At 44.5% G+C, this 17,871-nt stretch carries 16 protein-coding genes and 5 pseudogenes; 18 read left to right on the forward strand and 3 right to left on the reverse strand.

From position 1 onward, the window contains the following. Positions 1-2: 2 nt before the first annotated feature. The 7 genes and pseudogenes from JCM10519_RS14745 (at position 3) to JCM10519_RS14770 (ending at position 6,685) form a co-directional block, all read left to right on the forward strand. The gene (locus JCM10519_RS14745; RefSeq protein WP_054740093.1) at positions 3-374 is read left to right on the forward strand and encodes a hypothetical protein; all 372 of its coding nucleotides are present in this window, start codon (positions 3-5) and stop codon (positions 372-374) included. A 146-nt stretch (positions 375-520) separates the two neighbouring features. After that, positions 521-1,229, forward strand: a pseudogene (gene purC, locus JCM10519_RS14750) (phosphoribosylaminoimidazolesuccinocarboxamide synthase). 101 nt (positions 1,230-1,330) lie between these two features. Beyond that, a complete protein-coding gene (gene purF / locus JCM10519_RS14755; protein WP_054740095.1) occupies positions 1,331-2,773 on the forward strand; it encodes an amidophosphoribosyltransferase in 1,443 nt (480 codons plus the stop codon). 138 nt (positions 2,774-2,911) lie between these two features. Continuing rightward, positions 2,912-4,341 (forward strand): annotated as a pseudogene (purB, locus tag JCM10519_RS14760) (adenylosuccinate lyase). Positions 4,342-4,413: 72 nt separating this feature from the next. Then, entirely contained in the window at positions 4,414-5,040 is a 627-nt protein-coding gene (locus tag JCM10519_RS14765) for a LysR family transcriptional regulator (RefSeq protein ID WP_347844312.1), read from the forward strand. After that, positions 5,033-5,308 (forward strand): LysR substrate-binding domain-containing protein, encoded by a 276-nt coding sequence (locus tag JCM10519_RS30325; protein ID WP_347844313.1) that lies wholly within the window; start codon positions 5,033-5,035, stop codon positions 5,306-5,308. Before JCM10519_RS14765 ends, JCM10519_RS30325 begins: the two co-directional genes overlap by 8 nt. Before the next feature lie 100 nt (positions 5,309-5,408). Then, positions 5,409-6,685 (forward strand): annotated as a pseudogene (locus JCM10519_RS14770) (adenylosuccinate synthase). A 158-nt stretch (positions 6,686-6,843) separates the two neighbouring features. Here JCM10519_RS14770 and JCM10519_RS14775 read toward each other — a convergent pair. Beyond that, a complete protein-coding gene (locus JCM10519_RS14775; protein WP_347844314.1) occupies positions 6,844-7,686 on the reverse strand; it encodes an arginine deiminase family protein in 843 nt (280 codons plus the stop codon). 403 nt (positions 7,687-8,089) lie between these two features. Between JCM10519_RS14775 and JCM10519_RS14780 the strand changes: the two genes are divergently transcribed. From JCM10519_RS14780 to JCM10519_RS14805, 6 genes are all read left to right on the forward strand, one after another. Then, positions 8,090-8,665 carry a MerR family transcriptional regulator gene (locus tag JCM10519_RS14780; RefSeq protein ID WP_054740097.1) on the forward strand — a complete coding sequence of 192 codons (576 nt, stop codon included), beginning with the start codon at positions 8,090-8,092 and terminating at the stop codon, positions 8,663-8,665. Positions 8,666-8,672: 7 nt separating this feature from the next. Continuing rightward, positions 8,673-8,906, forward strand: a complete 234-nt coding sequence (locus tag JCM10519_RS14785) for a GyrI-like domain-containing protein (RefSeq protein WP_054740099.1) — start codon at positions 8,673-8,675, stop codon at positions 8,904-8,906. A gap of 465 nt (positions 8,907-9,371) precedes the next feature. Next, entirely contained in the window at positions 9,372-9,575 is a 204-nt protein-coding gene (locus tag JCM10519_RS30330) for a hypothetical protein (protein ID WP_347844315.1), read from the forward strand. 37 nt (positions 9,576-9,612) lie between these two features. After that, positions 9,613-9,819, forward strand: a complete 207-nt coding sequence (locus tag JCM10519_RS30335; RefSeq protein ID WP_347844316.1) for a hypothetical protein — start codon at positions 9,613-9,615, stop codon at positions 9,817-9,819. After that, positions 9,770-10,126, forward strand: coding sequence for a hypothetical protein (locus tag JCM10519_RS14795; protein WP_347844317.1), 357 nt, complete (start codon positions 9,770-9,772; stop codon positions 10,124-10,126). The genes JCM10519_RS30335 and JCM10519_RS14795 overlap by 50 nt, the downstream gene beginning before the upstream one ends. Positions 10,127-10,279: 153 nt before the next feature. Next, positions 10,280-10,672 (forward strand): hypothetical protein, encoded by a 393-nt coding sequence (locus tag JCM10519_RS14805; protein WP_347844318.1) that lies wholly within the window; start codon positions 10,280-10,282, stop codon positions 10,670-10,672. Between the two features lie 121 nt (positions 10,673-10,793). On the opposite strand, the gene JCM10519_RS14810 is transcribed toward JCM10519_RS14805, so the two are convergent. Beyond that, positions 10,794-12,086 (reverse strand): PLP-dependent aminotransferase family protein, encoded by a 1,293-nt coding sequence (locus JCM10519_RS14810; RefSeq protein ID WP_347844319.1) that lies wholly within the window; start codon positions 12,084-12,086, stop codon positions 10,794-10,796. A 189-nt stretch (positions 12,087-12,275) separates the two neighbouring features. Between JCM10519_RS14810 and JCM10519_RS14815 the strand changes: the two are divergent. Beyond that, positions 12,276-12,990, forward strand: a pseudogene (locus JCM10519_RS14815) (AzlC family ABC transporter permease). Next, a complete protein-coding gene (locus JCM10519_RS14820) occupies positions 12,987-13,319 on the forward strand; it encodes an AzlD domain-containing protein (RefSeq protein WP_054740108.1) in 333 nt (110 codons plus the stop codon). Before JCM10519_RS14815 ends, JCM10519_RS14820 begins: the two are co-directional and overlap by 4 nt. 118 nt (positions 13,320-13,437) lie before the next feature. Here JCM10519_RS14820 and JCM10519_RS14825 read toward each other — a convergent pair. Continuing rightward, a pseudogene (locus JCM10519_RS14825) lies at positions 13,438-15,350 on the reverse strand (ATP-binding cassette domain-containing protein). 256 nt (positions 15,351-15,606) lie between these two features. Here JCM10519_RS14825 and JCM10519_RS14830 point away from each other — a divergent pair. The 3 genes from JCM10519_RS14830 (at position 15,607) to JCM10519_RS30345 (ending at position 17,866) form a co-directional block, all read left to right on the forward strand. Further along, positions 15,607-16,281: a redox-sensing transcriptional repressor Rex gene (locus JCM10519_RS14830; protein ID WP_054740111.1), complete on the forward strand. Its 675-nt coding sequence runs from the start codon at positions 15,607-15,609 to the stop codon at positions 16,279-16,281. Positions 16,282-16,358: 77 nt separating this feature from the next. Then, entirely contained in the window at positions 16,359-17,177 is an 819-nt protein-coding gene (locus JCM10519_RS30340) for an NAD(P)H-hydrate epimerase (RefSeq protein ID WP_347844320.1), read from the forward strand. Next, a complete protein-coding gene (locus tag JCM10519_RS30345) occupies positions 17,174-17,866 on the forward strand; it encodes an NAD(P)H-hydrate dehydratase (protein ID WP_347844321.1) in 693 nt (230 codons plus the stop codon). The genes JCM10519_RS30340 and JCM10519_RS30345 overlap by 4 nt, the downstream gene beginning before the upstream one ends. Positions 17,867-17,871: the final 5 nt, after the last annotated feature.

Genomic DNA, 17,871 nt, shown 5'->3' on the forward strand with positions numbered 1-17,871 from the left:
TCATGAAAAGGAAAATTGATTATTTTAAATATCAGCGGTATAATGATAAAAGGAAAAAGCCGTGGAGAAGTCTTAAGAAAGTGATTCCTCTTAAGAAATGCTCCGGATTCCGTCTGAGAAAAGGCTTGCAGCTTCTTATCCTTTTGGAGGCGGCGGTATTTTTCCTGACCTATGGAGAAATAATTGCGGAAAGTGCTCATGAATTCCTGCCTGTCAGCAGAGAAGCGGAAACAGAGAAGGAATGGCTGGCTGATGCCTTTTGGGGCCGGAAAACCGGGGAGACCAAAGAACAGGGGCTTTCTGTTGACTGGAAGGAAGGCAGGGTTAAAATCTGGAAAAAGATAGAGCGTGTAATTCTTCAAGGTCCTGATTGAGAAACAAAATCATAATAAGGTCATTAGTATTTATAATAACAAAACCAGTTGCAATCCTATTTTTACTGTATTATAATTTCTACTGAAACACCGTGGTTTTATTTGAAAAACTTATAAATTAATTCAGAAAAGGACAGGTGGATACCGTGGAAAAGAAAGAATTGCTGTATGAGGGAAAAGCGAAAAAGGTTTATATAACGGAAGATCCGGATGTATTGGTTGTTTCATACAAAGACGATGCCACAGCATTTAATGGTCTTAAAAAAAGGCACCATTGTTGGAAAAGGCGCGGTCAACAACCGAATGACCAACTTTATTTTCAAAAAGCTGGAGGCCAAGGGCGTTCCCACTCATCTGGTGGAAGAACTGAGTGACCGTGAGACTGCAGTGAAGAAAGTGGAGATCATTCCCCTTGAAGTGATCATCAGAAACTATTCCGCAGGAAGCTTCGCCAAGAAGATGGGGATGGAAGAAGGAGTGAAGTTCGCTTGTCCGACTCTTGAATTCAGTTATAAAAATGATGATCTGGGCGACCCGTTCATCAACAGCTACTATGCATTGGCCCTCAATCTGGCCACCCAGGAAGAGATCGATAAGATTACAGAATATGCCTTTAAGGTAAATGAAGTGCTGAAAGAATATTTTGACAGTTTAAATATTGACCTGATTGACTTTAAGATTGAGTTCGGCCGTTATCATGGACAGGTCATTCTGGCTGATGAAATTTCTCCTGACACATGCAGGCTGTGGGATAAGGATACCCATGAAAAACTGGATAAGGATCGTTTCCGCAGGGATTTAGGAGGCGTGGAGGACGCATACGAGGAAGTGTTCCGCCGTCTCGGCATCCGGTAAACAGCACAGAGAGGAAACACCCTGCGGATATACCTTTACGTCCGGTAAAGCGGGGCCAGCTTTGCCCCAAAACATGGGCAGGAGAGAGGAAAAGACATCAAATGAATAACGAATTGAATTTCAATTTTGAGGATGAGCTGCATGAGGAATGCGGCGTATTCGGAATTTACGATTTTGACGGCGGCGACGTTGCTTCCACCATTTATTATGGATTGCTTGCATTGCAGCACAGAGGCCAGGAGAGCTGCGGAATTGCGGTCAGCGATACCGGCAGCTTTAAGGCAAAGGTAAGCGCCCATAAGGGGATGGGGTTATGCAATGAAGTCTTTACACCGGAAATTTTAGAAGGTCTTCGCGGCGACATCGGCGTGGGTCATGTTCGTTATTCTACTGCAGGCAGCAGCACACGGGAGAATGCCCAGCCGCTTGTGCTCAATTATCTGAAAGGAACCCTGGCCATGGCTCATAACGGCAACCTGGTCAATGCACCGGAGCTGAGACGTGAGCTTGAGTATAACGGGGCTATTTTCCAGACGACGATTGATTCAGAGGTGATCGCCTACCACATTGCCAGGGAGAGAGTGAAAGCTGCTACCGTTGAGGCTGCGGTAGCAAATGCCATGAAAAAGCTTAAAGGCGCTTATTGCCTTGTCATCATGAGTCCCCGTAAAATGATCGGAGCCAGGGATCCTTATGGATTTAAGCCTTTGTGTATTGGAAAACGCGATAACGCCTATATTCTGGTATCGGAAAGCTGCGCCCTTGATACTCTTGGCGCAGAGTTTGTCCGGGACGTCTGCCCTGGGGAAGTTGTGACCATTACAAAGGAAGGCATCACTTCTGATACAAGCCTCTGCCCTGTGGATAAATCAAAGGAAGCCAGATGTATCTTTGAATATATTTATTTTGCAAGGCCTGACAGCGTGTTTGACGGTGTCAGCGTCTATCATTCCAGGATGTGCGCCGGCCGTGCTTTAGCCATGGATTCTCCGGTGGAAGCGGATCTTGTGGTCGGAGTGCCGGAATCAGGCAACGCCGCTGCCCTGGGATACTCCCTTCAATCCGGAATCCCTTATGGGACCGCTTTTGTAAAGAATTCCTATGTTGGCAGGACATTTATAAAGCCAAAGCAGAGCAACCGGGAATCCTCGGTCAGGATCAAGTTAAACGTGTTAAAGGAAGCAGTGGTGGGGAAACGGGTCATCATGATCGACGATTCCATTGTCCGTGGAACCACCAGCGCCCTCATTGTCAATATGCTTCGGGAGTCAGGGGCAAAGGAGGTCCATGTCCGGATCAGCTCCCCGCCATTTCTCCATCCCTGTTATTTTGGAACCGATATACCCAACGAAGAGCAGCTGATCGCACATAACAGGACCATTGAAGAAATCCGGGATCTTCTGGGAGCGGATTCCCTGTCTTACTTAAATACTGAGCGGTTAAATGAAATGGCAGAGGGACTTCCGATCTGTACCGCATGCTTTAGCGGAGATTATCCCATGGAACCGCCAAAAGAGGATATTCGGGGAGAATACACTGAGTAAAAATGGATATTATTAGAGACGGGGACCGCCGGGCTGATTGTGTTTATCCAGCCCGGAGGGTCCCCGGTTCCTCTTCCCATCAATAAAAAAATATGTTACTATGAATATAAATGAAGCCCAAGGAGGAATATAAGAACCATGACAGATAGATACCAAAGCCCGCTGTCTGAGCGCTATGCAAGTAAGGAGATGCAGTATATCTTTTCACCGGACAGGAAATTTCAGACATGGAGAAAGCTGTGGGTTGCCCTGGCAGAAGCAGAAAAGGAACTGGGACTTCCCATCAGTCAGAGCAGATAGAAGAATTAAAGGCCCATCAGGATGATATCAATTACGATGTGGCAATACAGAGGGAAAAAGAGGTCCGTCATGATGTAATGTCTCATGTGTATGCATATGGCGTCCAGTGCCCAACTGCAAAAGGAATCATCCATCTGGGAGCCACCTCCTGTTACGTGGGGGACAATACCGATTTAATAATTATGACAGAAGCGTTAAAGCTGGTCCGCAGGAAACTGATCAATGTTATTGATGAACTGGCCCGTTTTGCCGACTCATATAAGGACCTGCCTACCCTGGCTTTCACACATTTCCAGCCGGCTCAGCCCACAACCGTAGGCAAAAGAGCCACACTCTGGCTTCACGATCTGACCATGGACTTAGAAGATCTGGACTATATCATCGGTTCTATACGGCTTCTTGGCTCTAAGGGCACCACAGGGACACAGGCCAGCTTTTTGGAGCTGTTTGACGGCGATATGGACAAGGTGAGAAGGGCGGATTCCATGATTGCAGAGAAGCTGGGATTTGCCGGCTGTTATTCTGTTTCCGGCCAGACTTATTCCAGAAAGGTGGACAGTCGCGTGGTCAATGTCTTGGCGGGCATTGCCCAGAGCGCCCATAAATTTTCCAATGATATCCGTCTTTTGCAGCATTTAAAGGAAGTGGAAGAGCCTTTTGAAAAGAGTCAGATCGGTTCTTCCGCCATGGCCTACAAGCGCAATCCCATGAGAAGCGAGCGGATGGCCTCCCTGTCCAATTATGTAATGGCAGATGTAATGAATCCGATGCTGGTTTCTTCTACCCAGTGGTTTGAGAGAACTCTTGATGATTCTGCAAATAAAAGATTAAGCATTCCAGAAGGATTTTTGGCGGTTGACGGAATTCTGGATCTTTACTTAAATGTTGTGGATGGGCTTGTGGTATATCCCAAAGTGATCGAAAAGCACATGATGGCAGAGCTTCCCTTTATGGCTACGGAAAACATCATGATGGATGCGGTAAAGGCCGGCGGGGACAGACAGGAGCTTCACGAGCGTATCAGGGAACTGTCTATGGAAGCAGGCCGAAATGTGAAGGTCAATGGCCTTGATAACAATTTGCTGGAGCTGATTGCAGCAGATCCTTCCTTCAACCTTTCTTTGGAGGATTTAAAGAAAAGCATGGATCCCAAAAGATATGTGGGCTGCGCCCCAGCTCAGGTAACTGCTTATCTGGAAGAGGTGGTTAAGCCCCTTCTTGAAGAAAACAGAGAACTTCTTGGGATGAAAGCAGAGATTAACGTATAGAAGCTTGCAGGCAGACGACAGTATTATGGGAAGTCTGCCTGTTTTTCTGGATACTCATATCAGGAGGAAGTCATGAGCAGCAATTTGGAATATTACAAGGTGTTTTATTATGTGGCCCAGCTTAACAGCATTACCCTAGCGGCGGAAAAGCTGTGCATATCCCAGCCTGCCGTGAGCCAGGCGGTACGGCAGCTGGAAAAAGCCCTGGACAGCCAGCTTTTTCTGCGGACGTCCAAAGGAGTTCGTCTGACCCGGGAGGGAGAATTTTTTTACGGATATGTAAAAACCGGTTTAGAAAACATCTGGCATGGAGAAAGTATGTTAAACAGGCTAAAAGATCTGGATACGGGCGAAGTGCGGATCGGAGCCAGTGATATGACGCTTCAGTTTTATTTATTACCCTATCTTGAAAAATTTCATGAGCTGTATCCTGGTATTAAGGTAAGTGTTTCCAATGGGCCTACGCCTGAGACGCTCCGGCATTTATACGGCGGCAAGATTGATTTCGGGGTGGTCAGCACTCCCTTTGAAGCAAAGAACGAGGTTATGCGGACCGATGTAAAGGAAATCCGGAATGTGTTTGTGGCAGGGGATAAGTTCCGTTATTTAAAGGACCAGGAACTGGATTATGATATTCTGAAGGAACTGTCCTGCATATTTCTGGAAAAAAAACACAAGCACAAGGACATTTATGGATGAATATCTGGCAGACCATGGGATCGTGGTGGAACCGGAGTTTGAGCTTTCCACCAGTGATATGATCGTACAGTTTGCCATGCGCAATCTTGGGATAGGCTGTGTGATGTCAGGATTTGCACAGATGGAGCTGGAAAAGGGAACTCTTGTAGAGCTGAAGTTCCGTGATGAAATGCCAAAACGTCATTTCACCATTGTCACTGACAGCAAAACCCCCGTATCTCCGGCAGGGAAGCGCCTTTTACGACTGATGACAGAAAGCATAATTTGAAATTATGTTAAACATAAATAATATTAATTTTACTTATGCGCAACCTTGCGTTATCATAAGTAAGTAAAAGGTATTTTTCACTCGAAGGAGGAACAATCGAATGGTAAGAGCAATCGTAGGCGCCAACTGGGGCGACGAAGGAAAAGGTAAGATTACGGATATGCTGGCAAAGGAATCAGATATCATCATCCGGTATCAGGGAGGCAGCAATGCCGGACACACAATCATTAACAACTATGGTAAATTCGCCCTGCACCTTCTGCCCTCAGGCGTATTTTATAATCATACGACCAGCGTCATCGGCAATGGTGTGGCGTTAAATATCCCGTTCCTGGTAAAGGAAATTGAGGATCTCGTAAGCAAGGGGGTTCCAAAGCCTGATATCCTGGTTTCAGACCGTGCCCAGATCCTGATGCCATACCACATTCTGTTTGACCAGTATGAGGAGGAACGCCTTGGCAAAAAGTCCTTTGGTTCCACAAAATCAGGGATTGCTCCATTTTATTCAGATAAATATGCAAAGATCGGATTCCAGGTCAGCGAGCTTTTTGACGAAGAAACGTTAAAGGAAAAGGTCGACAGGGTTTGTGAAACAAAGAATGTTTTAATGGAGCATCTATATCACAAGCCGGCCATGGACCCTCAGGAACTGTATAATACTCTTCTGGAATACCGGGAGATGGTGAAGCCTTATGTATGTGATGTATCCAAATACCTTCATGAGGCCATCAAAGCAGGAAAGAACATCCTTTTGGAAGGCCAGCTGGGATCTTTAAAGGATCCTGACCATGGAATTTATCCTATGGTTACATCTTCCTCGACTCTTGCAGCCTATGGCGCCATTGGCGCAGGCATTCCGCCTTATGAGATTAAGAATATTACCACTGTGGTAAAAGCTTATTCCAGTGCAGTAGGAGCAGGTGCGTTTGTCAGCGAGATATTCGGAGATGAGGCTGATGAGCTGAGACGGCGCGGTGGTGACGGCGGAGAATACGGCGCAACCACAGGAAGGCCAAGACGTATGGCTGGTTTGATGCCGTTGCATCCAGATACGGCTGCCGGATCCAGGGTACTACAGAGGTTGCTCTTACGGTTCTTGATGTGCTTGGATATCTTGATGAGCTTCACATCTGTGTTGGTTATGAAATAGACGGAAAGGTTACAAAGGATTTCCCCACAACTGTAGAGCTGAACAAAGCAAAACCAGTATATACCACGCTTCCGGGCTGGAAATGTGAGATACGGGGAATTAAGAATTACGAAGACCTGCCGGAAAACTGCAGGAATTATATTGAATTCATTGAGAAAGAACTTGAAACGCCCATTACCATGGTTTCCAATGGACCGGGAAGAGACGAGATTATTTTCCGCAAATGAACAGGCAGGAATAAATAGAAAAACAGAGAATAATGAATGGGATTTTCCCATATAGGTATTATGGGTTTTTGAGAAAAGCCGCAGGATTGTAACATTTATAATCCTGCGGCCTTTTATCTGCCCCTTCCCTGCAATTTAGTGCAATGGGCAAGTCACAGCTATCCCCTTATAAGCGGCTGCGTGCTGCACCGGAAGGAACCTCCTAAACTTCTGGAGATTTGGAAATCAATGTACTCCACTGTTATACCCCTTGTCTTTAGCTGTTCTGCAATATATTCAAATTGGGGGTCTAAAATATACGTAGACTCATTGATTGGAAGCCCATTCACCGCCAAATAAGCTATATCTTTATAAGGAACAGAAATTTTATCCCAATTCTTTAAGGATTCTGGAATTCCATTTATGAGGGCTTCTTCACATATAATCATCAGCCCGTCTCTTACAAGGCTTAATGCGCAATCCAAATGCAGTACATCCTGTTTTAGGGGAACCTCAACTACTTCATAGCCAAAATGGGATAAAAATGATTGAAGCCACAGATAACCGTTATGATTGGAAGCTAATCCGGAATTACCCACAAAAACCGTTTTGTCTAAAACCAGAACATCTCCGCCTTCCAAAAAGGGACCCTGTTCGGCATCAATGCCTTCTGAAATATCAGGCCTGGGTACAGAGACATAGAAAGCTCCTGTGTTATAAGCTTCTTTAACAAGGATATCCCTGATTGGCAGAATTTCATTTCTGCGATGGAAAAAACGTAATGATCCTTCAATAATGGAAGGACCAACCGTAAAGAAAGGATCACGTGCAAAGAAATTACTGGAGCCAAACTCTCTTCCGGCTTCCTTCTCATAGTCAGTGAGCAACCGTGGGCGCACTACTTCAACTCCATATTTCTCAAGGACTTCTTTTAAATTTTCCCGTTCTTTTTCCCATTTTCGCTGACGCTCTGGGAAAACCTCTTTATAGTCTTTCCCTGCATGATCAACGCCCTCAAGCAAACTCAGGCTTTCCTTTGAAAGAAATGCGTCATCATGAATGCCTTCCGTTCGGGAGGGATAGATGAACTCCGATTGCGTTAAAATAACTTTTTTTTAAAGGAGCAAATTCACTTTTTACTTTTATTCTGTTAGTTTCCATATAAACCATTTCCTTTCATGATAATTTCTATTTTAGCATAAAGCATAAAACGGCACTCTGTCAGGTTTCATAGGCCCGAACCTGCAGGCCGGCAAACCGGATGTTGTCCCATTTCTGTTAATCATAATATTTCCGCCGAAAAACGCACAGTATACAGTGCGTTCATATAAATAATTTCAGAGATATGAATATCATTGACAATTTTCTTGCATCATGACATTATAAGGTATAGGGTAACCCAATAGTCAAGAGGAGGAATAAAAAGTGTCAAACAATCAGTATCTTACGACCAGTGAATTTGCAAAAGCCTGCGGAGTAACCAAATATACGCTGTTTCATTATGATGATATCGGCATTTTAAAACCAGAATATGTAAATGATAAAGGCTACCGATTTTATTCTTTGAAGCAATTTTCCATTTTTGATATCATTGTAACCCTGCAGGAAGCAGGAACGCCGTTAAGCGAAATCAAAGAATATTTGGACCATAAGAGCCCTGCCCGTTTTCTCTCTATTTTGAAAGAGAAAAAAGAAAAGCTGGTTTTAGAACAAAAAAAGATTAAGCGAATGGAACGATTGCTGCAAATCACTTATGATATGACGAAAAATGCATTGCAGGTAGTTTGTGGTGTTCCGTTTATGCAGGAATTTGAAAAGGAGTATTTGATAACGGTGGCTTTATCTCCTGAGGGAATTGAAAAAGAAGATGTGAAAAATATGGGAGAACATTTTGACTATTGCGTGGACCACCATATCGAGTATACCTGCCCGTCAGGCATTATTATAGGGAAAGACTATTTGGAGCGGGGAATCTATAATAAGCCGGAGTTCTTTTTTTAATAAATTATTGAAAAAGCAAAAAGGGGAGAAGGTGCACATAAAGCCCAGGGGCAAGTACGCTGTCATGAATCATAAAGGCGGATATGATATGCTGCCAAAGTCCTATGGGGTGTTAGCAAACTATATAAAAGAAAATCATTTGAGCATTACAGGCAATGCTTATGAGTATGAGATACTTAGCTATCTGGCGGCAGAAGATCCTTTGGATTACATCATTCAGATTGCGATCCAAGTTGATTGAGAGTAAAACGTGAAGGAAAAAAAGATGATTGGAAGAATGAAGTTATTATGAAAATGCAATGAAAGGGTCAGAAGCATTGTGTTGAATGATATGGAAAAAGTCTGGATATGGCAGAACAACAATTCTGATATATTCCAGTCCTATTTTACGCATAAAGCAAATTCTCCGGTAAAGATTATTTACTAATTGCCTGTAATCCTTTGGCTGCCATGATGAACAATACTGATTTTTGTAAATATCCTTATTGGAGAATTGCTGAAAGAGCGCTTGCGTTTCCTGTTCTTATTATTTTAATGTTTTTCATTTTTTTCCGGCAGAATCCGGTTCTTTTTTATTCTGTCTGATTACCCGGGCGGCCAGCTGGGCGGCATAGAGAAAGACGGGGATGACGACAGAAGAAAAAATAGCGGCCGTCAGCCAGTTTTTTTTGCTTCCGGATTATGGGAAAAGGCGGATATTATAGCTATGGCATATATGGAGAGAATGAACACCACTCCGGCCATAGCCAAAGGACGTTTCCATTTCACAGGTATCACCTCCCTTTCTGAAACTTTGTTTTTTATTATTATAGCCTATAAAAGAGAAAATAGAAAGAAGGGCTTTTCATTGTTAATAAAAACTTTAATTTTGAAACCTGTACTTTTCTCTGGAAATATAGTAATATTTTAATTATAAAATGGAAGACCCTGGAAGGAGTGCAGAACTCTTGAGGAAACGATGGATAGCGGCGGCAAGTATCATTCTCACCATGGGAAGCATGATGACTTCCACGGCAGCGGAAGAGATGATACAGGGAGAGGGCGAGAGCCAGCAGGCGGCAGTATCGGACTGGCAATGGCAGGAGGACTCGGGCGGCTGGAAATATGTCAATGCAGCGGGAGAATTCAGAAAAAAACCGTTGGGAAGAGATTAACGGGTATTGGTATTACTTTGACAATGAAGGATATATGGTTTCTGACTGGACAAGGATCGGCGGAATGAACTACTGCTTTTCCGAGACAGGGGAGCTGCAGCTTGGCTGGTGTTACAACGACGAGGAAGAGAAATGGCATTATTTTCATGAAGACGGCATAGCTCAGAAAGGCTGGTATCAGGAGGCAAACGGAAGCTGGTACTGGTTTTCCCCAAGGGGGAGATGGCTTCCTCCGGCTATAAAAACGTGGCGGGAAAACGGTATTATTTCTTTGATAATGGACAGCTGGCCGCAAACCAGTATGTAGGCCTTTTCTATATGGACGAAAACGGCCAGAGAAACAAGGAATTCGATATCAGCATTGATGGAAAGAAAACCTCCTCATCTGTTTCTTCTGAGGTGAAGGATGCTTTTACAGAGGCAACAAAGAACATTCCCAGAGATTGGATCAGGAAGTTTAATGCTCAGCTGGGAGATTATCTACTATCCCGGAAAAAGGTATTTCTCTGCGCCTATGACAGAAAGCGGCATTTATTATGTTTGCCATAAACTTGATACTAATTATAAAAAAATTAAAATATGCCAGCCGGAAGACTTAACGGCAGCTTTTGGGGAATACATCGGTTATGCCTCCGGCTGCTATGGCAGTGCCAGCCAGGAAGGGACGGATCTTCTCATGAGCAGGGATTCGGTGGAGGAATTCGTGTATATCCCGGATTATTTTTCTGATGATATAAGGTTTTATTTTGGAAAGCTGGTTGCAGCTTATGTGGGCAGCTCCTATACAAGAGGAGAGATGGAAGAGGAGGCGCCCCAGGTAACGGAAATATTAAAAAGGATATTGTATACATAAAAGCTGCAGGATTTTAAAATCCTGCAGCTTTTCTCTTGGATTGTTTATAGAAATTCTAATGCATTTTTTAATATATGCAGACCTTTTTCCAATTCTTCCAGAGTGCTGCATGATGATAATGCTACCCGCAGAAAGGTTTTTTTGTTCGCTTGTGTTGCATAAAAAAACGGTCAGAGTGAAAGACCTGTATTCCACGCTCTTTTAAGCTGGCTTCAAGATGTTCACTGCTTAGCTTTGTGCTGATAGGCAGCCAGCGATGATAGCTGTATGGATGCTCGTTTAATGCATGGCGGGAAAAGCAATCCTGGTACAATTTGTTTGCGCATTCAGCTAACCGCTTTTTTTCATTTACAATCTGGTAAGCTGTGCCGTTTAAAATCAATTCCGTTATGATTTCAGCGTCAAAGGAAGAGGTTTTCACATTAATATTAAAAATACCCTTTAAAATCTTTTCACGGAATTGTTCGCCAAATACCATATAAGCGATTCGCAGGCCGGAACAAATGGACTTGGAAGTGCCGCAGATATAAATGGTCTGATCAGGGATAAACTGGTACATAGGCCCTTCATAATCCTTTATAAGTCCGGCAGAGAGGAACGCATATACGTCATCTTCAATCAGGATCAGGTTTTGTTCCCGTATAACGTTGGCAAGCTCTTTTTTTCGCTGCTGCGAAATCATAACAGTAGCAGGGTTACTGCAGGAAGGCATTAAGAACACTCCGTCAATTCCGCTTAAAATACACTGGTTATAAAGCTCTGCCGGCAGCATTCCTTCCTCATCACCGGATATTGCGATAAGCTGTATTTGAAAAGTTCTTGCCAGTTCAATAAAGTTTGAATAAGTGAACGTGTCCACTGCGATTTTATCTCCTGGTTCAAATAAGGCATATAAGGTGATTGCCAAAGCATTTAGTGCTCCCGAAACAATGGCCATGTTCTCTGGCCCGGCTTCAACGCCAAATGGCTTCATCCAGTTGATTCCCGCCATTTTCTGATGCTGCATCCCAGTAGGATCATCGTAGCCAAATAGCTGCTCAACATATTTTTTTCTGGATACCTCCTGAACGGTTTCCACGACCATGCTGTTGCATTGCTCAAAGGAGGCGATGAATCCAAGCTCAATTAAATTTTTGGGCGTGTTATCCAGTGAGATCGTGATAGGCAGCTTGGCATTAGGTGATACAAAGGTACCGCTGCCGGTTACTGCATAAATCAGGCCTTTCCGCTCACATAGGTTGTAGGCTCTTGTGACCGTAGTAAAATTGATGTCCAGAAAGTCTGCTAATTCTCTCTGTGGGGGCAATTTTGTGCCAGGGGCAAGCAAGCCGCTTTTAATATCCTGTTCCAGCTTTTCAGCAAGAGAAAGATAAATTGGACGCTTTAGCTGGTGTTTTTCCGGCTTCCAGCTCATGTGATAATTCAAAAAAAGAATTGACAGGCATAGCCCTGTCACCTCCAATCATATAGTAATCCGAACTTGCAAAGATCTTTTGTTTTCATAATATTGTAATGCATACAATTATACAATTGAATGTATGGATTGTATAGGCTAAAATGTTATAAATATAAAACAATTAGACATCAATCGTGGAGGATCAACATGAATGCAAAAGAAAAAGTCATAGGAAAGGCTTTTAAAGCAGCTTTTCCTATGACAATACCTATTATGGCAGGTTTTTTTGTTTTTAGGACTTGCTTATGGAATTTATATGAATGTTTCGGGATTTAATTTTGTATACCCGATGATCATGAGCCTGATCATTTACGCTGGCTCGGTAGAATTTTTGACAGTGGGATGGCTCCTGGGTGGTTTTTCACCTTTAAAAGCACTTGCGCTTACCTTGATGATAAATGCCAGACATCTGTTTTACGGACTGTCCATGCTGGATAAATACAACTTGCCGGGGCTAAAAAAAATCTATCTGATTTTTGGATTGTGTGACGAATCCTTTTCCATTAACTGCACGGCGGACATTCCTGTGGATGTGGACAGAGGCTGGTTTATGATCTTTGTTACGCTGTTAAATCATATATATTGGGTTGTAGGTGCAACAATCGGCGGCTTGTTCGGCTCGTTTATTCATTTCGATACCACAGGGCTCGATTTTGTGATGACTGCACTGTTTGTGGTGATTTTTCTTGAACAGTGGATGAAGGAAAAAACTCATTACAGCTCACTTTTAGGATTAGGTTTATCGCTTCTTTGCCTGCTCCTGATTAGAGACACGAATTTTATCATTCCGTCAATGTGTACGATATTTGGAGTTCTTACTTTACTTAGAAAGCCTTTGGAGAAAGCAGGTGGATTTCAATGACTATGACACTGGGCCAACAGATTATCACCATCGGCATTGTGGTTTTGGGAACAGTTATCACGAGATTTTTACCATTTCTTCTTTTTCCATCGGATAAGCCGGCACCGGAATTTATTCAGTATCTTGGAAAGGTACTTCCGCCGGCAGTTCTCGGGATGCTGGTCATCTATTGCTTAAAGGATGTAAATGTCCTTGCCGGAAATAAGGGGATCCCTGAACTGATCGCCATAGCAATCGTAATAGGACTTCATTTTTGGAAAAGGAAAATGCTGCTTTCCATTGCCGGAGGAACCATTGCCTATATGCTGATGGTACAGCTTGTATTTTAAGATGAGGATATAATACAGCCTCCAATAAAGATTAATCGTTTCACTTTGTGGGAAACAACTATGATTTTTGTAAGTACCCTTATTGGAGGCTTTGTAAATCAGCTTTTTAAAATATTATTTATTCCGCCAGTTCTTCCCACAGCTCATACAGCTCTTCCAGCCGCAGCCTGATGGTTTCCTTCTCGTTATTAAGCTCCATCAGCTTTGGTACATCGGTAAAAATCTCCTCCTTACCAAGCAGCTCATCAATTTCTCCGTCTCTGGTTTCTAATTGATGGATTTCATCCTCGGTTTTCTTTAAATCATTCTGGCGTTTGCGAAGACGGGCCTGCTCTTCCTTTTGCGCCTTCCAGTCCAGCTTGGTCTCGGAGATCTCTTCCTGGGGAACCGCCTTTGCAGAAGGAGGGGCAGCATAGAGACTGGTCATGATCTCTTTCTTTTCCAGATAGTAGTCGTAATTGCCGATGTAATTGACCAAGGTCTGATTGGTTAAATCCAGGATCCTGGTAGCGGTTTTATTGATGAAATAACGGTCATGAGACACGTACAGAATGGTTCCCGTATAACCTACCAGGGCATCCTCTAAAATTTCTTTTGAGGTAATGTCCAAATGGTTGGTAGGCTCGTCCAGAATAAGGAAGTTGGCTTCTGAAAGCATCAGCTTTGCCAGGGATACCCGGCCCCGTTCGCCGCCGCTTAGGTCTTTTACCCGCTTGAACACATCGTCTCCGGTGAACAGAAAAGCAGCCAGGATGTTCCGGATCTGGGTATTGTTCATGGAAGGGTAAGTGTCCTGCAGTTCATCGAATAAGGTCTTTTCCATATTCAGCACCTGATGTTCCTGGTCATAATAGCCGATATGTACCTTGGAGCCTAAGGAAATCTCCCCTTCATCCGGTTCTAAAATACCGTTTAATATTTTAAGAATGGTAGTTTTTCCGGTTCCGTTGCCGCCGATGATCGCTACCCGTTCCCCTCGTTTGATTTCAAAGCTGACGTTATCAAAAAGCTGGTTCTGAGGGAAGGCCTTTCCCAGGCCGCGGACGGTGAGAACATCGTTTCCACTGATGATATTGGGCTCCAGACGGATCTTCATCTCATCGTTTATTTCTGTTGGCCTTTCCAGAACTTCGATTTTATCCAGCATCTTTTCCCGCTTTCCGCCCGTTTGATGGATTTTTCCCGGTTAAAAGATTTTAATTTGGCAATAACTTCTTCCTGATGCTTGATTTCCTGCTGCTGGTTTATATACGCTTTCATCTGGGCATCCCGGATCATGGCCCGCTTTCCGCTGTAATCGGTGTAATTTCCCTGATACACGCTCATAAGGCCGTTATCCAGTTCCATGATCTTCGTGACCACACGGTCAAGGAAATAGCGGTCATGGGCAACGATAATAACGCTGCCGTCGTAGTTGATCAGATATCCTTCCAGCCATGCAATGGATTCCATATCCAGGTGGTTGGTAGGCTCGTCAAGGAGAATGATGTCCGGCTTGGTGAGAAGGAGCCGGCCTAGGGATACCCTGGTTTTCTGGCCGCCGGATAGAGCCATGACAGGCTTATGAAATTCCTCTTCCGTAAAACCAAGTCCTTTTAGTACTCCTGTCACTTCGCTTTGATAGGCGTAGCCGTTTAACAGCTCAAATTCGTGGTTGAGGCGGCTGTAGGCGGTGAGCATGGCTTCCAGCTCTTCTCCTGTGGCGTGCTTCATATCCACTTCCAGCTGGCGGATCCTTGCTTCCATTTCCATGACAGGCCGCTTGGTTTCCAGGACCTCCTCATAAACGGTCCGGTCTCCGGATAAATCCTGGTGCTGTGCCAGGTAGCCGATGGATTTTCCCTTGGAAACTATTACATCTCCTTCATCGGCAGCAAGCTCTCCGATGATGATCTTTAAAAGAGTGGATTTCCCGGCTCCGTTAATTCCCACAATGGCGGCTTTTTCATGGTCTTCTATGTGAAAGGAAGCATGTTTGATCACCTGGTTGCTTCCAAATGCTTTGCTTATATTATTGCATGACAGAATCATGTTTCATTTCCTCTTTCCTGCTTGTTTTATGGCATAAAGGTATATCCATAGGGTGTTTCCTCTTTCCTGCTTGTTTTTCAGAGTATATAACTATACCCGTAGGGTATTATCCTCCTGTATGAATGTAAGGCAATAGAAATAGTATAATATAGGTCCTTTCTTTTTTCAAGGATACAATGATAAAACCCGTTTGACATTATTTTGTCATGCAGTTATAATAATATTAGTTTGATTCTAAGTTAAAGAAGGTGAAGAAGTGTCAGAGAAAGAAATTTCCAAAGCAGTGATTACCAGGCTTCCGAGATATTATCGGTATCTGGGTGAATTAATGGAGGATGGAGTGGAACGTATTTCCTCCAATGACCTAAGTGTACGAATGAAAGTGACCGCTTCTCAAATCCGTCAGGATTTGAATAATTTCGGCGGATTCGGCCAGCAGGGCTATGGCTATAATGTAAAATACTTATATGCAGAGATCGGGAAGATACTGGGAATAGACAGGCAGCATAATATCGTTATCATAGGCGCTGGAAATTTAGGACAGGCAATTGCTAATTATGCCAATTTTGAAAAACGGGGTTTTCTCATTAAAGGTATGTTTGATATCAATCCGCGCCTGATCGGCCTTGTGGTCCGTGGGATAGAGATCCGCAGCGTAGATGATCTGGAGCAGTTCGTGAAAGACAATGATGTCCAGATTGCGGCGCTGACCATTCCAAAGACAAAGGCGCCGGAGATAGCAGACCGCCTTGTGAAGGCAGGGATCAAGGCGATCTGGAATTTTGCCCATACGGATTTAAGCGTACCGGAAGATGTGGTTGTAGAAAATGTCCACTTATCGGAAAGCCTGATGCGGTTATCCTACCGGGTCTGCAACATGCAGGATAAAACCGAGGAAGAAAGAAACAGACAATCTGAAGAACTGGAGTAACATACCTGCCGGCAGGCGAAGGGAAATCTCTTCGCTGCCGGTAGTTTTTCTATAGACAGAGTTCAAGGAGGGAATATATGAGATATCTGGTAACAGGAGGACAGATGAAGCAGGTGGACCGCTACACCATAGAGAATATAGGGGTTCCCTCTCTGGTGCTTATGGAACGGGCCGCCCTGGCGGTTACAGAAGAAGTGATAAACCTTGGGCAGAAGACGGACCGGATATGGGTCTTGTGCGGAAACGGCAATAACGGAGCGGATGGAGTCGCGGCTGCCAGAATGCTGCATTTAAAAGGATATACGGTGTCTGCTCTATTGGCAGCCGGAGGAGAAAAGGGAAGCAGCGAATATTTGACCCAGGTTTCTATTGCAAAACATACGGGCGTCAATCTGGCAGAAATTTCTGATCTCATACCAGGTACCTGTGATATTCTCATTGACGCGCTTTTCGGCGTGGGGCTGGACCGGGAGATTCTTGGCAGATACCGGGAAATCACGGAGACAGTACTCCGCTGCAGACCGAAATTTACGGTGGCAGTGGATATTCCCTCAGGCATTCATTCCGATACGGGACAGATTATGGGGATTGCTTTAAAGGCGGACGTAACCGTTACCTTTGGCTATGAAAAGCTGGGGACCATGCTGTATCCGGGGAAGGAATACGGCGGAAGGGTGCTTGTTGCTGACATCGGTTTTCCGGGGGAGAGCTTAGAACGCCTTAAGACAGAATATTTCACCCTGGATCCGGGAGATGAGGAACAGCTTCCAAAGCGCCCGGCCTATTCCAATAAAGGCAGCTTTGGAAAAGTCCTTGTGGTGGCAGGGTCTAAAAACATGAGCGGGGCAGCTATTTGTGCGCTTTGGCCGCTTACAGGACAGGAGCCGGCCTGGTGAAAATTTTTACTGTGGAGGAAAACAGGACCATCCTTCAAACCGGACTTCCGGAAGCTATCATTACCACCTATGATGCCGGGGAGGCAGAAGCAGGGACAGATGAATTTAAAAAGCTGCTGGTAAAGCAGTGTGAATGGGCCACTGCCATTGTTCTGGGACCAGGGCTTGGGCAGGAAGGCTATGTAAGGAATCTGGTGGAAGAAGTCCTTGCCAATGCCTATGTTCCCATTGTTCTGGATGCAGACGGGCTGAATACGATAGCGTCAAACCCGGAGCTGACCAGCTATTTTACGGAAAATATCATTGTAACTCCTCATTTGGGAGAGATGGCAAGGCTTACGGGAAGCGACTTAAAAACAATACAAAAACAACTGATTGCTGCGGCCAGGGAATATGCGGACCGGTTCGGCATCACCTGCGTGTTAAAGGATGCGGTGACCATTGGGGCATTAAAGGACCAGAGGACCTATATCAATGGAAGCGGCAACAGCGCCATGGCAAAAGCCGGGGCAGGAGATGTGCTGACCGGGATCATAGCCGGGCTTTTAGCTCTGGGTCTGGAAGAGTCAGATGCAGCGGCTTTCGGCGTATGGCTTCATGGCCGTGCAGGAGATATGGTAAAAGAGAAACAGGGGGATCACAGCCTTCTTGCCAGGGAACTGGCGGAAGAAATACATTCGATACGGTAGAGGTC

This window comes from Clostridium sp. NkU-1 (genome assembly GCA_001312405.1).

What these genes read in the sequence shown, in the direction of transcription:
- JCM10519_RS14795 (WP_347844317.1), top strand. Translation starts at nt 9,770, where the DNA reads ATGTCAATGCAGCGGGAGAATTCAGAAAAAAACCGTTGGGAAGAGATT.
- JCM10519_RS30330 (WP_347844315.1), top strand. Translation starts at nt 9,372, where the DNA reads ATGGCATATATGGAGAGAATGAACACCACTCCGGCCATAGCCAAAGGA.
- JCM10519_RS30340 (WP_347844320.1), top strand. Translation starts at nt 16,359, where the DNA reads ATGAGATATCTGGTAACAGGAGGACAGATGAAGCAGGTGGACCGCTAC.
- JCM10519_RS14765 (WP_347844312.1), top strand. Translation starts at nt 4,414, where the DNA reads ATGAGCAGCAATTTGGAATATTACAAGGTGTTTTATTATGTGGCCCAG.
- JCM10519_RS14745 (WP_054740093.1), top strand. Translation starts at nt 3, where the DNA reads ATGAAAAGGAAAATTGATTATTTTAAATATCAGCGGTATAATGATAAA.
- JCM10519_RS30325 (WP_347844313.1), top strand. Translation starts at nt 5,033, where the DNA reads ATGGATGAATATCTGGCAGACCATGGGATCGTGGTGGAACCGGAGTTT.
- purF (WP_054740095.1), top strand. Translation starts at nt 1,331, where the DNA reads ATGAATAACGAATTGAATTTCAATTTTGAGGATGAGCTGCATGAGGAA.
- JCM10519_RS14805 (WP_347844318.1), top strand. Translation starts at nt 10,280, where the DNA reads ATGCTCAGCTGGGAGATTATCTACTATCCCGGAAAAAGGTATTTCTCT.
- JCM10519_RS14810 (WP_347844319.1), bottom strand. Translation starts at nt 12,086, where the DNA reads ATGAGCTGGAAGCCGGAAAAACACCAGCTAAAGCGTCCAATTTATCTT.
- JCM10519_RS14820 (WP_054740108.1), top strand. Translation starts at nt 12,987, where the DNA reads ATGACTATGACACTGGGCCAACAGATTATCACCATCGGCATTGTGGTT.